Source organism: Streptomyces sp. NPDC041968 (assembly GCF_055589025.1).
On sequence record NZ_JBVJCB010000001.1, the window covers coordinates 53,496 to 68,601 of the forward strand.

Genomic DNA, 15,106 nt, shown 5'->3' on the forward strand with positions numbered 1-15,106 from the left:
TACGACGCTAAACGGAACCTGAGCGGCGAGCGGTGGGACACCGGCGCCGGGGTCACACCAGCGGGGTCATGAAACGGCGCAGGGTCTCCTCGTAGCGGTCGGGGTCGGCGTTCCACATGGCACCGTGCGGGGCGTCCTCGACGGTGTGGAGGGCGACCAGTCGCGGGTGGGTGTCGGCGAGGCGGCGGGAGAGCCGCCAGGGGGCCACGGCGTCGCCGGGGCCGTGGAAGATCAGGGTCGGGACCGCCGGGCGGTACAGGCCGGCGGTACCGGCGTCGTGGTCGGCGCGGAGTCCGGCGCGGCCCTGGGCGGCGCGGACGGCGAGCGGCAGGAGCGCGCCCGGGGTCCGGCGGGCGGCGGCCAGGGCGCGCAGCGTGGTCTCCCAGCTGAGGACCGGCGAGTCCAGGACGAGGCCCGCGATGCGGTCGCGCACGCCGGAGAGCGCGGCGGTGCGCAGGGCCATGGTGGCGCCGGTGGACCAGCCGAGCAGCACGACCTGGCGGGCGCCGTGGTCGAGGGCGTAGCGGACGGCCGCGTCCACGTCCCGCCACTCGGTCTCCCCGAAGTGGTGCAGGCCGTCCGGCGAGGAGGGGGCGCCGACGTCGCCGCGGTAGGCGAGGGCGAGCACCGGGACCTGCCGCCGGCTCAGGGGGGCCATCAGGTTCATGGCGTGTTCGCGGGTGGCGGCCAGTCCGTGCACGGCGATGATCCACGTCGGGCGGGAGCCGGGCAGGAACCAGGCCGGCAGGGGGCCGAGTTCGCCGGGGACCTCGACGTCGGCGTGTTCGAGGTCGAGGGCGGTGCCCGGGTTGCCGACGTGGAGGTTCGGCGTGAACCAGGCGCGGTCGCCGGCCGCGAGGGTGCCGTGCGTGACCCGTTCGAGGCGGCGGACGACGGTGTCGGCGCCGTGTTCGACGGCGCCGAGGACCGGTCCGACCACCGCGTGGGAGCCGTCGCCTGCCAGGCCGTACCGGCCGGGGCGGAGCGCGGCGAGGTCCCGGGTGAGGGTGATCTGCCCGGCGGCGGTGCCGTGCACGGTGAGCCGGGGTTCGGTGGGCAGGGGCCTGCCCGGCGGCGCCTTGAGCGCGGCGTCGCTGGCGAGCCGGCCGACGGCGACGCTCGCCGCCCCTGCGGCCAGGGCTGCGGTGACGGCAGCGGCCGTCGCGGGGAGGATGCGCACGTTTCCCAGTTTCCCGAGGGACCGCGGAGTAAGCCACCGGGACGGCGGCGGGCGGTGCCGTCCGGGGCGGCCGGGCGCCGGTGCCGTGGTGCTGGTGGGTGCGCGGTGCGGACGGGACGCCCGCGTCCTTCGGCTCCAGCGACGACCTTGGGGCCGTTCGTGTCTCGTCCCCCTTCTGGCGTCCTCTCCCGCCTTCTCCCGTCGTGGCCCGCCGTCACGGTGACCGCCGAGCCAGGGCCGTCAGGTCCGCTGGCCGTACCCCCGGAGCCGCTCCGTCACCTCGGCGAGCTGCTCCTCGGTCAGCAGGGACGGGGAGCGGCCCGGCACCGCGGAGGCCGTCAGCCACAGGCGGCACATCCACTCCAGCTGGGCGGTGCGGTCGTAGGCCTGGTCCAGGGAGGCGCCGTAGGTGAGCGTGCCGTGGTTCTGCAGGAGGCAGCCGGTGCGGCCGGTGAGGGCGTCGAGCACGGCGCGGGCCAGTTCGTCGGTGCCGTAGGTCGCGTAGCGGGCGACCCGGACCGGGCCGCCCAGCGCGGCGGCCATGTAGTGGACCGGCGGGAGTTCGGGCACGAGCAGCGAGACCGCCGTCGCGTGCACGGCGTGGGTGTGGACGACGGCCCGGGCGTCGGTGGCGCGGTACACGGCGAGGTGCAGGGGCAGTTCGCTGGTGGGGACCAGCGTCCCGAGCACCTGCCGGCCGTCGAGGTCCACGCCGGTCGCGTCGGCCGGCGCCAGACGGTCGTACGGCACCCCCGAAGGGGTGACCAGCACCGTGTCGCCGACGCGCGCCGAGACGTTGCCGGAGGTGCCGACCACCAGTCCGTCCGCCACCGTCCGCCGGGCCGTGGCGACGAGAACCTCCCAGGCCTCGGCCACCTCCGGGTCCACCCGTCCGCCCGTCGATCGCGTCACAGTCACCAGCTCCTCCCCGCAGGCCGTGCACCCCTGCCGTCCCGTCGATCACCGATCCCCGGCGATCCTGCCAGGCACGTCTCCGCAGAGCATCGGCGCGGGCACGGAGCGGAAGGTGACGTCCCTCGTTCCGGTCACTGCGACGCCTATCCCAGTTCATCTTCCGTTCACTCTGGTTACCTACGTTCGACCAGCCAATGACCTCGAACGATTGCCTGGGTAAATGGAAAGCTTCTCGCTGATCCTCGCGATTGTGGTGGTAACCGCACTCGCGTTCGATTTCACGAACGGTTTCCACGACACCGCGAACGCGATGGCAACGACCATTTCGACCGGTGCGCTCAAGCCCAAGGTGGCGGTGGCGATGTCCGCCGTCCTCAACCTTGTCGGCGCCTTCCTCTCGGTGGAGGTCGCCAACACGATCTCCAAGGGTCTCGTCGACGAGACCGGCATCCGTCCCGAGGTCATCTTCGCCGCCCTCGTCGGCGCGATCCTCTGGAACCTGCTGACCTGGCTGGTCGGGCTTCCGTCCAGCTCCTCGCACGCCCTCATGGGCGGCCTGATCGGTGCCGCCGTCGCCTCGGCCGGCGTCGGCGCGGTCCACGGCGACGTGCTCGTCACCAAGGTCCTCCTCCCGGCGATCGCCGCCCCGCTGGTCGCGGGCATCGCGGCGATGCTGGGCGCGCGGCTGACGTACCGGCTCGGCCGCAAGGCCGACGGCAAGGCCGCCGCGAAGGGCTACCGCGCCGGGCAGATCGCCTCCGCCGGCCTCGTCTCGCTGGCCCACGGCACCAACGACGCCCAGAAGACGATGGGCATCATCACCCTGGCCCTGGTCGCGGGCGGCGCCCTCGCCCCGGACTCCGACCCGCCCATGTGGGTCATCCTGTCCGCGGGCATCGCCATCGCCCTCGGCACCTACCTCGGCGGCTGGCGCATCATCCGCACGATGGGCAAGGGTCTGACCGACCTCCAGCCGCAGCAGGGCTTCGCCGCCCAGACCAGCGCCGCCACGGTCATCCTGGCCTCCTCGCACCTCGGCTTCTCCCTCTCCACGACGCACTCGGTCTCCGGTGCGGTGATGGGCGCGGGCCTCGGCCGCAAGGGCGGCGTGGTGCGCTGGTCCACGGCGACCCGGATGTTCGTCGCGTGGGGCCTGACCCTGCCGGCCGCGGCCTTGGTCGCCGCGATCGCCGAGTGGGTCTGCGGCCTGGGCGACTGGGGCACCGCCCTCGTGGCCGTCTTCCTGATCGCCTCCAGCGCCGCCATCTGGAAGGTCTCCCGGCGCGAGGTCGTCGACCACACCAACGTCATCGACGAGCCCGAGCCGTCCGGTGTGGTGACCACGGCGATGGCCGCCGTCTCCCCGCCGCCGACCGGGGCGGCCGAGGAACTGGCCGCCGCCGTCCCGGCCGCCGCGCCCGACGCCAAGTCCCCGTCGGCCACCACCACCGTCTGAGCCCGCCCCCGGGTACGAAGGAAGAAGCGAACCTCCATGAGCATCGACTGGGCAGCTCTCGGCTCCGTCTTCGGAGTCAGCCTCGCGGCCACCGTGATCCTGGTGGGCCTGTTCACGCTCGGCATCGTCGGCCTCTCCCGCCAGGAGCGGGCCACCGCCCAGGGCGGCTCCGCGGCCCTCGCGGTCACCGGCGCGTACGCGTGCTTCGCGGCCTGCGCGGCGGCGGTGGCGTACGGCATCTACCTGATCGTCGCCTGAGCGTCGCGCGAACGATCACCGCACACCCGTGAGGCGGGGTGCGGGACGGACACCCACCGTCCCGCACCCCGCCTCTTCGCGTGCCGGCGCACACCACCCGCGTGTGGGGCTTCGCACACTCCCCCGTCGCAGGTCAACGCCAGGTTGACGGGTGTTCGCGGGCCGTGGTGGACTGCCGGAGCCATTACGGCGGCAGGAGAGGAAGCCCGGTGCGATTCCGGCGCGGTCCCGCCACTGTGACCGGGGAGCCCATCCCCGGGAGCCAGGAACTCTCACCGCCGGTCTCTTCCAGCCAGGGCGCGGACACCCTGAGTGAGGACGTATCGCCATGCGCGGCTGCCGTTCCAGGTACACCGGTGACTCCGGGTGCCCCAGCGACACCCTCCCCCGCCCCGCGGCCGGCTGAGCCGTGCGCGCCGAACGCGTCTTCGCGTACGGCGCCGCCGCCGGCCTCCTCGGCGACCTCCTCCTCGGCGATCCGCGCCGCGGGCACCCGGTCGCCGCGTTCGGCCGTGCCGCCGGTGCCGTGGAACGGGTGCTGTGGCGTGACCACCGGGGCCGGGGCGCGCTGCACACCGCCCTGTGCGCCGGTGGCGCCGCCGCCCTCGGGGCCTCCGCCGCACGCGCCGTACGCCGCTCCCCCGCCGCATCCGTCGCGCTGACCGGCGCCGCCACCTGGGCCGTCGTCGGCGGGACCTCGCTCGCCCGGGAGGCGCACGCCATCGGGCGGGCCCTGGAGGCCGGCGACGTCGAGGCGGCCCGGGCGCGGCTGCCGCACCTGTGCGGACGGGACCCGCAGGCCCTGGACGCCGACGGGATCGCCCGGGCCGTCGTCGAGTCCGTCGCCGAGAACACCTCGGACGCGGTGGTGGGCGCCCTCGTGTGGGGCGCCGTCGCCGGAGTGCCCGGGCTGCTCGGCTTCCGCGCGGTGAACACCCTGGACGCCATGGTCGGCCACAGGTCCGCCCGGTACCGCCGGTTCGGGTGGGCCTCGGCCCGGCTCGACGACCTCGCGGGCTGGCCCGGCGCCCGCCTGACCGCCGTCCTCGCCACCGTCGCCGGCGGCGATCCGCGGGGCGCCGTACGGGCGTGGCGTGCCGACGCCGGGCGGCACCCGAGCCCCAACGCCGGCCCCGTGGAGGCGTCGTTCGCGGGCGCCCTCGGCGTGCGGCTCGGCGGGACGCTCTCCTACGGCGGGCGGGTGGAGCACCGGCCCGTCCTCAACGGGGCGGCCGGTCGCGCCGTCCTGCCCGGTTCCGGCGACATCGACCGGGCCGTCCGGCTCTCCCGGCGCGTGGGCTGGCTGGCGCTGGGCGTGTGCGCCGGCGCACGGCTGCTCGCACGCCGGGCACTCACGAAGGGACGTGACTCATGAGCGGTGGCCTCCTCGTCGCCGGCACCACCTCCGACGCCGGCAAGAGCGTCGTCACCGCCGGGATCTGCCGCTGGCTGGTGCGGCAGGGCGTCAAGGTCGCGCCCTTCAAGGCGCAGAACATGTCGCTGAACTCCTTCGTGACCCGCGAGGGCGCGGAGATCGGGCGGGCGCAGGCCATGCAGGCCCAGGCGTGCCGGGTGGAGCCGACCGCGCTGATGAACCCGGTGCTGCTCAAGCCGGGGGGCGAGCGCAGCAGCCAGGTCGTGCTGCTCGGCAAGCCGGTCGGCGAGATGAGCGCCCGCGGCTACCACGGCGGGCGCCAGCGGCAGTTGCTCGGCACGGTGCTGGACTGCCTGGCCGAGCTGCGGGGCACGTATGACGCGGTGATCTGCGAGGGGGCGGGCAGTCCGGCCGAGATCAACCTGCGCCGGACCGACATCGTGAACATGGGGATCGCCCGGGGCGCCGGGTTCCCCGTGCTGGTCGTCGGCGACATCGACCGCGGGGGCGTCTTCGCCTCCTTCTTCGGCACGGTGGCCCTGCTGTCGTCCGAGGACCAGGCGCTGGTCGCCGGGTTCCTCGTCAACAAGTTCCGGGGCGACGTGTCGCTGCTGGAGCCCGGCCTGGACATGCTGCACGGCCTCACCGGGCGGCGGGCGTACGGCGTGCTGCCCTTCCGGCACGGCCTCGGGATCGACGAGGAGGACGGGCTGCGCGTGTCCCTGCGCGGGACGGTGCGGGAGTCGGTCGTCGCGCCGCCGGTCGGCGAGGACGTGCTGCGGGTCGCCGTGTGCGCCGTCCCGTTGATGTCCAACTTCACGGACGTGGACGCGCTCGCCGCCGAACCGGGGGTCGTGGTGCGGTTCGTGGACCGGCCGGAGGAGCTGGCGGACGCCGATCTCGTGATCGTGCCGGGTACCCGCGGGACGGTCCGGGCGCTCCGATGGCTGCGGGAGCGCGGGCTCGCGGACGCGCTCGTCCGCAGGGCCGCCGAGGGCCGCCCGGTGCTCGGGATCTGCGGGGGCTTCCAGTTGCTCGGCGAGCACATCGAGGACGAGGTCGAATCGCGCGCCGGGCACGTGGACGGGCTCGGAGTGCTGCCCGTGCGGGTGCGGTTCGCCCACGAGAAGACCCTCGCCCGGCCGGTCGGCGAGGCCCTCGGCGAGCACGTCGAGGGGTACGAGATCCACCACGGGGTCGCCGAGGTGACCGCGGGCGTCCCCTTCCTGGACGGCTGCCGGGTCGGGCAGACCTGGGGCACGCACTGGCACGGCTCGCTGGAGTCGGACGCCTTCCGGCGGGCGTTCCTGCGCGAGGTGGCCGCCGCCGCGGGCCGCCGCTTCGTGCCGGCCCCCGACACCTCGTTCGCCGCGCTGCGCGAGCAGCAGCTCGACCTGCTCGGCGACCTGATCGAACACCACGCGGACACGGACGCGCTGTGGCGGCTCATCGAGTCCGGCGCGCCGCAAGGACTGCCCTTCATTCCACCGGGAGCACCCGCATGAGCACTGTGTTGTTGTTGTCGACCGCCGACACGGACCTGCTGGCGGCCCGCGCCTCCGACGCCGGGTACCGGATCGGCAACCCCACCCGGGTCGACGTGCGGGAGGAACTGCCCGCGCTCGTCGAGGGCGCCGACCTCGCCGTCGTACGGCTGCTGGGCGGCAAGCGGGCCTGGGAGGACGGGCTCGCCGCGCTGAAGACCGCCGGCATCCCGACCGTCCTGCTGGGTGGCGAGAGCGTGCCGGACGCGGAGCTGATGGCCGAGTCCTCGGTGCCGGCCGGCGTGGTGGCCGAGGCGCTGCGCTACCTGGTCGAGGGCGGCCCCGACAACCTCACCCAGCTCGCCCGGTTCCTCTCCGACACCGTGCTGCTGACCGGCGAGGGCTTCGACGAGCCGCGGAAGATGCCGGAGTACGGGCTCCACGGGGAGCGCCCGTTCACCGAGGGCCGCCCGACGGTCGGCGTGCTCTTCTACCGCGCCCACCAGCTGAGCGGCAACACCGCGTTCGTGGACACGCTCTGCGACGCGATCGAGGCGCACGGCGCCAACGCGCTGCCCGTGTACTGCGGTTCGCTGCGCGGCGCGGACGCCGGGCTGTACGAGCTGCTGGGCCGGGCCGACGCCCTGGTCGCCACCGTCCTCGCGGCGGGCGGCACGCACGCCTCCCAGGCCTCGGCGGGCGGCGACGACGAGGCCTGGGACATCGGCGCGCTGGCCGACCTGGACGTCCCGGTGCTGCAAGGGCTCTGCCTGACCACGTCGAGGGCCGCCTGGGAGGCCTCGGACGCCGCTCTCTCCCCCATGGACGCGGCGATGCAGGTCGCGATCCCGGAGTTCGACGGACGGCTGGTCACCGTGCCGTTCTCCTTCAAGGAGCAGGGGCCCGACGAGGTCCCCGTCTACGTCGCCGACCCCGAGCGGGCCGGACGGGTCGCCGGGATCGCCGTGCGGCACGCGGCGCTCGGGCACAAGGCGAACGCCGACAAGAGGCTCGCGCTGGTCTTCACCGCGTACCCGACCAAGCACTCCCGCGTCGGCAATGCGGTCGGCCTCGACACGCCGGCCTCGGCGGTGCGGGTCCTGGACGCGCTGCGGGAGGCGGGGTACTCGCTCACCGACTACCCCTCCGGCGGCGACGAGCTGATCCACCGCCTGATCGAGGCGGGCGGCCACGACGTCGAGTGGCTGACCGAGGACCAGCTGGCCGCGGCGCCCGCACGGGTGCCGCTGGCCGACTACCGGGCCTGGTTCGAGACGCTGGACCCCGCACTGCGGGACGCGATGACCGAGGCGTGGGGCGAGCCGCCGGGCTCGCTGTACGTCGACGGGGACGACATCGTGCTCGCCGCGCTGCGGTTCGGGAACGTCGTCGTGATGATCCAGCCGCCGCGCGGCTTCGGCGAGAACCCGATCGCGATCTACCACGACCCCGACATGCCGCCGTCCCACCACTACCTGGCGGCCTACCGGTGGCTCGACCACAGCTTCGGCGCCGACGCGGTCGTGCACATGGGCAAGCACGGCACGATGGAGTGGCTGCCGGGCAAGGGCCTCGGGCTGAGCGCGGGCTGCGCGCCGGACGCCGTGCTGGGCGACCTGCCGCTGATCTACCCGTTCATCGTCAACGACCCCGGTGAGGGCACCCAGGCCAAGCGGCGCGGCCACGCCACGGTGGTGGACCACCTCGTGCCGCCGATGGCGCGGGCCGACACCTACGGCGACCTGGCCAAGCTGGAGCAGCTGCTCGACGAGTACGCGCTCGTCTCCGACCTGGACCCGGTCAAGGCGCCGGCGGTCCGCGCGCAGATCTGGACCCTGGTGAAGGCGGCCGAGCTCCACCACGACCTGCACGTGGACGACCAGCCGGACGACGACGCGTTCGACGAGTTCGTCATGCACATCGACGGCTATCTGTGCGAGATCAAGGACGTCCAGATCCGCGACGGCCTGCACATCCTCGGCGGCGGCCCGGTCGGCGAGCCGCGCGTGAACCTCGTCCTCGCGGTGCTGCGCGCCTCACAGGTGTGGGGCGGGCAGGCGAACGCCCTGCCGGGCCTGCGGGCGTCCCTCGCCGAGCACTTCGGGCTGGTGGAGAAGGAGCTGCTGGCCGAGCCGGGCGCCCCGGTGAAGGTGCCGGTGGAGCTGACCGACCTGGTGGACGGTCCGGCGCGCTCGGCCGCGGACGCGGTGGACCTGCTGGAGCAGCTGTGCCGGCGGTTCGCGGAGGGGATGGAGTCCCGGAAGTGGGACGTGACGGCCGTACCGGCCCTGGTGCGGGAGGTGCTGCGCACCGAACTCCCCGAGGCGGTCCGGGTGCTGGAGTTCGCCTGCCGGGAGGTCGTGCCGCGGCTCGCCCGGACGACGGACGAGATCGACCACATCCTGCGCGCCCTGGACGGCGGTTACGTCCCGGCCGGGCCGTCCGGTTCACCGACCCGCGGGCTGGTCAACGTCCTGCCGACCGGCCGGAACTTCTACTCCGTCGACCCGAAGGCCATCCCGTCCCGGCTGAGCTGGGAGGTCGGCCAGTCCCTCGCGGACTCGTTGATCCAGCGCTACCTGAGTGACACCGGCGAGTACCCGAAGTCCGTCGGCCTCACGGTGTGGGGTACGTCGGCGATGCGCACCCAGGGCGACGACATCGCCGAGATCCTGGCACTGCTGGGCTGCCGTCCCGTCTGGGACGACGCCTCGCGCCGGGTGACCGGCTTCGAGATCGTGCCCCCGGCCGAGCTGGGCCGGCCGCGCGTCGACGTCACGGTGCGCATCTCGGGCTTCTTCCGGGACGCGTTCCCGCACGTCGTCGGGTTGATCGACGACGCGGTGCGGGCGGTGGCGGAGCTGGACGAGCCCGCCGACCAGAACTACGTCCGCGCGCACGCCGACGCGGACACCGCCGAGCACGGCGACCGTCGCCGGGCCACGGCCCGCATCTTCGGCTCCAAGCCGGGCGCGTACGGCGCCGGTCTGCTGCCGCTGATCGACGCCCGCAACTGGCGCTCCGACGCCGACCTCGCCGAGGTGTACGCGGTGTGGGGCGGCTATGCCTACGGGCGCGGACTGGACGGGCGGGCGGCGCGCGGGGACATGGAGACGGCGTTCCGGCGGATCGCGGTGGCCGCGAAGAACGTGGACACCCGCGAACACGACCTCGTGGACGCCGACGACTACTTCCAGTACCACGGCGGCATGGTCGCCATGGTGCGGCACCTCACCGGCACCTCGCCGGAGGCGTACGTCGGCGACTCCGCCACCCCCGACCAGGTCAGGACCCGGACGCTGGGCGAGGAGACGCACCGCGTCTTCCGGGCCCGGGTGGTCAACCCGCGCTGGATGGCGGCGATGCGGCGCCACGGCTACAAGGGCGCCTTCGAGATGGCGGCCACCGTGGACTACCTCTTCGGGTACGACGCGACGGCCGGGGTCGTGGACGACTGGATGTACGAGAAGCTCAGCGCCGAGTACGTCTTCGACGCGGAGAACCAGGACTTCATGAAGAAGTCCAACCCGTGGGCGCTGCGGGGGATCACGGAGCGGCTGCTGGAGGCCGCCGAGCGCGGCCTGTGGGCCGAGCCGGACGCGGAGACGCTGGAGCGGCTGCGCGCCACCTACCTGGAACTCGAAGGCGATCTCGAAGGCGATCGCGAAGGCGACTCGGAGGGCGACGACCAGTGAGTACCCCGTTCCCGTTCACGGCCGTCGTCGGCCAGGACGACCTGCGGCTCGCGCTGCTGCTGAACGCCGTCTCCCCGGCCGTCGGCGGTGTGCTGGTGCGCGGCGAGAAGGGCACCGCGAAGTCCACGGCGGTACGGGCGCTGTCGGCGCTGATGCCGGCGGTGGACGTCGTCTCCGGGTGCCGCTTCTCCTGCGACCCCCACTCCCCCGACCCCGCCTGCCCGGACGGCCCGCACGCGCCGGGCGCCTTCGCCTCGCGCCCGGCGCGGATGGTGGAACTGCCCGTCGGCGCCTCCGAGGACCGGCTGGTCGGCGCCCTGGACATCGAACGGGCGCTGTCGGAGGGAGTGAAGGCCTTCGAGCCGGGCCTGCTGGCCGACGCGCACCGGGGCATCCTCTACGTCGACGAGGTCAACCTGCTCCACGACCACCTGGTCGACCTGTTGCTGGACGCCGCCGCGATGGGCGCCTCGTACGTCGAGCGAGAGGGCGTCTCGGTACGACACGCCTCGAAGTTTTTGCTGGTCGGCACCATGAACCCCGAGGAGGGCGAGCTGCGGCCGCAGCTCCTCGACCGGTTCGGGCTGACCGTCGAGGTCGCTGCCTCGCGCGAACCCGACCAGCGGGTGGAGGTCGTGCGGCGCCGGCTGGCGTACGACGACGACCCGGCCGGCTTCGCCGCGCGCTGGGCCGACGAGGAGACCGCCGTACGGGCGCGGATCACGGCGGCGCGGGAACTGCTGCCGTCGGTGCGCCTCGGCGACGGGGCGCTGCGCCAGATCGCGGCGACGTGTGCCGCCTTCGAGGTGGACGGCATGCGGGCCGACATCGTGATGGCGCGGACGGCGACGGCTCTGGCGGCCTGGGCCGGCCGGACCGACGTACTGGCCGAGGACGTGCGGCAGGCCGCGCTGCTGGCCCTGCCGCACCGTCGGCGGCGCAATCCGTTCGACGCGCCGGGGCTGGACGAGGACAAGCTCGACGAGACGCTGGAGGAGTTCGGCGGGCCGGGCGACAACGGCGGGGAGGGCGACGACGATCCGGACCCGGGTCCGGACGGCCCCGGCGGGCCCGGCGGGCAGCCCGAGCCCGACGACGCCCCGCAGGGCGACGGTGACGCCGCCGCGCGCCCCGAGGCCGGGGAGGGCGGGGAGCCGCAGCCTTCCGGTGGTGCCGGTGAGCAGTCGCCGGCGCGGGCCGCCGAGCCGTTCCGCACCAAGGTGCTGAGCGTGCCGGGGCTGGGCGAGGGCGCCGCCGGTCGGCGGTCGCGGGCCCGGACCGAGCACGGGCGGACCACCGGGGCCCGGCGGCCCCGGGGGGCGCTGACCAAGCTGCACCTGGCCGCCACGGTGCAGGCCGCGGCCCCGCACCAGCGGGCGCGCGGCCGGTCGGGGCGCGGGCTGGTGGTGCGCCGGGACGACCTGCGGCAGGCGAGCCGGGAGGGTCGTGAGGGCAACCTCGTGCTGTTCGTCGTGGACGCCTCCGGGTCGATGGCGGCGCGGCAGCGGATGAGTGCCGTGAAGGGCGCCGTGCTGTCGCTGCTGCTCGACGCCTACCAGCGGCGGGACAAGGTGGGGCTGGTGACCTTCCGGGGTGCGGCCGCCGACGTCGCGCTGCCGCCGACCTCGTCGGTGGACGCGGCCGCGGTCCGGCTGGAGTCGCTGCCGACGGGCGGGCGGACGCCGCTGGCGGCGGGGCTGCTCAGGGCGCACGAGGTGTTGCGGGTCGAGCGGCTGCGGGACCCGGCGCGGCGGGCGCTGGTCGTGGTGGTGACGGACGGACGGGCCACGGGTGGCCCGGAGCCGGTGGCGCTGGCCGGGCGGGCGGCGCGGCTGCTCGCGGCCGAGGGCACCGCGTCCGTGGTCGTGGACTGCGAGTCGGGGCCGGTGCGGCTCGGGCTGGCCGGGCGGCTCGCGGGTGAGCTGGGCGGGACGGCGGTGACGCTGGACGAGTTGCGGGCGGACTCGATCGCCGGGCTGGTCAAGGACGTTCAGGGCAGCAGGAGGGCCGCGTAATGCCGCAGGGACAGCCGAGTGTGATTCCGGACGACGGACTGACGACACGTCAGCGCCGCAACCGCCCGCTGGTCGTGGTGCACACGGGCGTCGGCAAGGGCAAGTCCACCGCCGCCTTCGGGCTGGCGCTGCGCGCCTGGAACCAGGGGTGGCCGATCGGGGTGTTCCAGTTCGTCAAGTCGGCGAAGTGGAAGGTCGGCGAGGAGAACGCCCTGCGCGTGCTGGGCGCCTCCGGCGAGGGCGGGTCGGTCGACTGGCACAAGATGGGCGAGGGCTGGTCCTGGGTCCAGCGCGACGCGCAGATGGACAACGAGGAGAAGGCCCGGGAGGGCTGGGAGCAGGTCAAGCGGGACCTGGCGGCCGAGACGTACAAGCTGTACGTGCTGGACGAGTTCGCCTACCCGATGCACTGGGGGTGGGTCGACACCGACGAGGTGGTGTCGGTGCTGCGCGACCGGCCGGGGACCCAGCACGTGGTGATCACCGGGCGGAACGCGCCGGAGAAGCTGGTGGAGTTCGCCGACCTCGTCACCGACATGTCCAAGGTCAAGCACCCGATGGACGCCGGGCAGAAGGGGCAGAGGGGCATCGAGTGGTGACCTCCGCCGAATCCGCCGTGCCCCGGCTGGTCGTCGCCGCGCCCTCCTCGGGCAGCGGCAAGACCACCGTCGCCACGGGGCTCATGGCGGCGCTCGCCGGGCGCGGGCTCGCCGTGTCGCCGCACAAGGTCGGACCGGACTACATCGACCCCGGGTACCACTCCCTCGCCACCGGGCGGGCGGGGCGGAACCTCGACGCCTACCTGTGCGGGCCCGAGCTGGTCGGGCCGCTGTTCCTGCACGGCGCGCGCGGGTGCGACATCGCCGTGGTCGAGGGGGTGATGGGGCTGTACGACGGGGCCGCCGGGGAAGGCGAGCTGGCGTCCACCGCGCAGGTGGCGAAGCTGCTCGGCGCTCCGGTGGTGCTGGTCGTGGACGCGTCGTCGCAGTCCCGGTCGGTGGCGGCGCTGGTGCACGGGTTCGTGTCCTGGGACCCGGAGGTGCGGGTCGGGGGCGTGATCCTCAACAAGGTGGGCTCGGACCGGCACGAGGCGCTGCTGCGGGAGGCGCTCGACTCCGTCGGGGTGCCGGTGCTGGGGGTGCTGCGGCGGGTGCCGCAGGTCGCCACGCCGTCGCGGCATCTGGGGTTGGTGCCGGTCGCCGAGCGGGGGGCGGAGGCGGTCGACGCCGTGGCGGCGATGGCGGCGCAGGTCTCCGACGGTTGTGATCTGGAGGCGTTGGTGGCGCTGGCCCGGGCTGCCGGGCCGTTGCCGGAGGGCTCCGCTCCCTGGTCCCCCGGGCCCGCGCCCACCCACCGTCCGACCCGGTCGGCCGAGAAGTCACCGCCGCTCGTCGCCGTCGCCGGCGGTCCCGCCTTCACGTTCTCCTACGCCGAGCACACCGAACTGCTCGCCGCCGCCGGGGCCGAGGTCGTCACGTTCGATCCGCTGCGGGACGAGGAGCTTCCCGAGGGGACAGCCGGCCTGGTCGTCGGGGGCGGCTTCCCCGAGGTGTACGCCTCCGAACTGTCCGCCAACGAGCCGCTGCGCAAGGCCGTCGCCGAACTCGCGCTGAGCGGCGCTCCCGTCGCCGCCGAGTGCGCGGGCCTGCTGTACCTGTGCCGGGAGCTGGACGGGTCGCCGATGTGCGGGGTGCTGGACGCCTCCGCGCGGATGACCGGGCGGCTGACGCTGGGCTACCGGGACGCCGTGGCCGTGAGCGACAGCGCGCTGGCCGTCGCGGGGACGCGGATGCGGGGCCACGAGTTCCACCGGACCGTCGTGGAGCCGGGGGCCGGGGCGGCTCCGGCGTGGGGGGTGCGGGCGCCCGAACGGCGCGTCGAGGGATTCGTGGAGCGCGGTGTGCACGCGAGTTATCTGCACACGCACTGGGCGTCCGAGCCCGGTGTCGCCCGTCGGTTCGTGGAGAGGTGCCGGACGTCATGAGCAGCAGGCTGATCGGTGTGGGGGTCGGGCCCGGGGACCCCGAGCTGGTGACCGTCAAGGGCGTCAACGCGCTGCGGGCCGCCGACGTCGTCGTCGTGCCCGTCATGGACACCGGGGAGCGGGGGCGGGCCGAGGCGACCGTGCTGCACTACGCGCCCGCCGAGAAGGTCGTCCGCGTCGTCTTCGCGCTGAACGAGCGCACCGACCGGGCCCGTCGTGAGGCGGCCTGGGACGCGGCCGGGCAGCGCGTGGCCGGGCTTCTGCGGGCGCACGGCACCGTCGCCTTCGCCACCATCGGCGACCCCAACGTGTACTCGACCTTCACCTACCTCGCGCAGACCGTCGGCGAGCTGGTGCCGGGAACCCTCGTGGAGACCGTGCCGGGCATCACCGCCATGCAGGACCTCGCGGCCCGGTCGGGTGCCGTGCTGACCGAGGGCACCGAGCCGCTGACGCTGGTTCCGGTGACCGCGGGAGCCGCCGTGCTGAAGGACGCGCTGAACGGGCCCGGCACGGTCGTCGCCTACAAGTTCGGCCGGCAGGCGGCCGAGGTCGCCGAGGCGCTGCGGGAGACCGGGCGGCTGGACGACGCGGTGTGGGGGTCGGCGCTGGGACTGCCGGAGGAGTCCGTGCGGGCCGCGGCGGAACTGGACGGTGGCCCGCTGCCCTACCTGTCGACGCTCATCGCGCCCGCCCGGCGCGAGGGCGGCCGGGGCGGGAAACTGTGAGCGTCCCCGGTGGGGG

General features: G+C 74.5%; 11 protein-coding genes and 1 riboswitch. Of the genes, 9 read left to right on the forward strand and 2 right to left on the reverse strand.

The window, feature by feature from the left end:
* Nucleotides 1–52: 52 nt before the first annotated feature.
* Nucleotides 53–1,180: an alpha/beta hydrolase family protein gene (locus tag ACZ6EG_RS00280; protein ID WP_469600362.1), complete on the reverse strand. Its 1,128-nt coding sequence runs from the start codon at nt 1,178–1,180 to the stop codon at nt 53–55.
* Between the two features lie 240 nt (nt 1,181–1,420).
* Nucleotides 1,421–2,098 carry a class II aldolase/adducin family protein gene (locus tag ACZ6EG_RS00285; RefSeq protein WP_469600365.1) on the reverse strand — a complete coding sequence of 226 codons (678 nt, stop codon included), beginning with the start codon at nt 2,096–2,098 and terminating at the stop codon, nt 1,421–1,423.
* A 217-nt stretch (nt 2,099–2,315) separates the two neighbouring features.
* Here ACZ6EG_RS00285 and ACZ6EG_RS00290 point away from each other — a divergent pair, with 217 nt between their 5' ends.
* From ACZ6EG_RS00290 to cobI, 9 genes are all read left to right on the forward strand, one after another.
* Nucleotides 2,316–3,551: an inorganic phosphate transporter gene (locus ACZ6EG_RS00290; RefSeq protein WP_391972519.1), complete on the forward strand. Its 1,236-nt coding sequence runs from the start codon at nt 2,316–2,318 to the stop codon at nt 3,549–3,551.
* A 36-nt stretch (nt 3,552–3,587) separates the two neighbouring features.
* The gene (locus ACZ6EG_RS00295; RefSeq protein ID WP_391972520.1) at nt 3,588–3,809 is read left to right on the forward strand and encodes a hypothetical protein; all 222 of its coding nucleotides are present in this window, start codon (nt 3,588–3,590) and stop codon (nt 3,807–3,809) included.
* Nucleotides 3,810–3,960: 151 nt separating this feature from the next.
* A riboswitch (cobalamin riboswitch) is annotated at nt 3,961–4,100 on the forward strand.
* 118 nt (nt 4,101–4,218) lie between these two features.
* Nucleotides 4,219–5,184, forward strand: coding sequence for a cobalamin biosynthesis protein (locus tag ACZ6EG_RS00300; protein WP_469600367.1), 966 nt, complete (start codon nt 4,219–4,221; stop codon nt 5,182–5,184).
* Nucleotides 5,181–6,689, forward strand: coding sequence for a cobyric acid synthase (locus ACZ6EG_RS00305; protein ID WP_469600370.1), 1,509 nt, complete (start codon nt 5,181–5,183; stop codon nt 6,687–6,689). The genes ACZ6EG_RS00300 and ACZ6EG_RS00305 overlap by 4 nt, the downstream gene beginning before the upstream one ends.
* The gene (gene cobN / locus ACZ6EG_RS00310; RefSeq protein ID WP_469600373.1) at nt 6,686–10,363 is read left to right on the forward strand and encodes a cobaltochelatase subunit CobN; all 3,678 of its coding nucleotides are present in this window, start codon (nt 6,686–6,688) and stop codon (nt 10,361–10,363) included. The genes ACZ6EG_RS00305 and cobN overlap by 4 nt, the downstream gene beginning before the upstream one ends.
* Nucleotides 10,360–12,378 (forward strand): putative cobaltochelatase, encoded by a 2,019-nt coding sequence (locus tag ACZ6EG_RS00315; RefSeq protein WP_469600375.1) that lies wholly within the window; start codon nt 10,360–10,362, stop codon nt 12,376–12,378. The genes cobN and ACZ6EG_RS00315 overlap by 4 nt, the downstream gene beginning before the upstream one ends.
* The gene (gene cobO / locus ACZ6EG_RS00320; RefSeq protein WP_391972525.1) at nt 12,378–12,977 is read left to right on the forward strand and encodes a cob(I)yrinic acid a,c-diamide adenosyltransferase; all 600 of its coding nucleotides are present in this window, start codon (nt 12,378–12,380) and stop codon (nt 12,975–12,977) included. Before ACZ6EG_RS00315 ends, cobO begins: the two co-directional genes overlap by 1 nt.
* Nucleotides 12,971–14,362, forward strand: a complete 1,392-nt coding sequence (locus ACZ6EG_RS00325) for a cobyrinate a,c-diamide synthase (protein ID WP_391972526.1) — start codon at nt 12,971–12,973, stop codon at nt 14,360–14,362. The genes cobO and ACZ6EG_RS00325 overlap by 7 nt, the downstream gene beginning before the upstream one ends.
* Nucleotides 14,359–15,090, forward strand: a complete 732-nt coding sequence (gene cobI, locus ACZ6EG_RS00330; protein WP_391972527.1) for a precorrin-2 C(20)-methyltransferase — start codon at nt 14,359–14,361, stop codon at nt 15,088–15,090. The genes ACZ6EG_RS00325 and cobI overlap by 4 nt, the downstream gene beginning before the upstream one ends.
* Nucleotides 15,091–15,106: the final 16 nt, after the last annotated feature.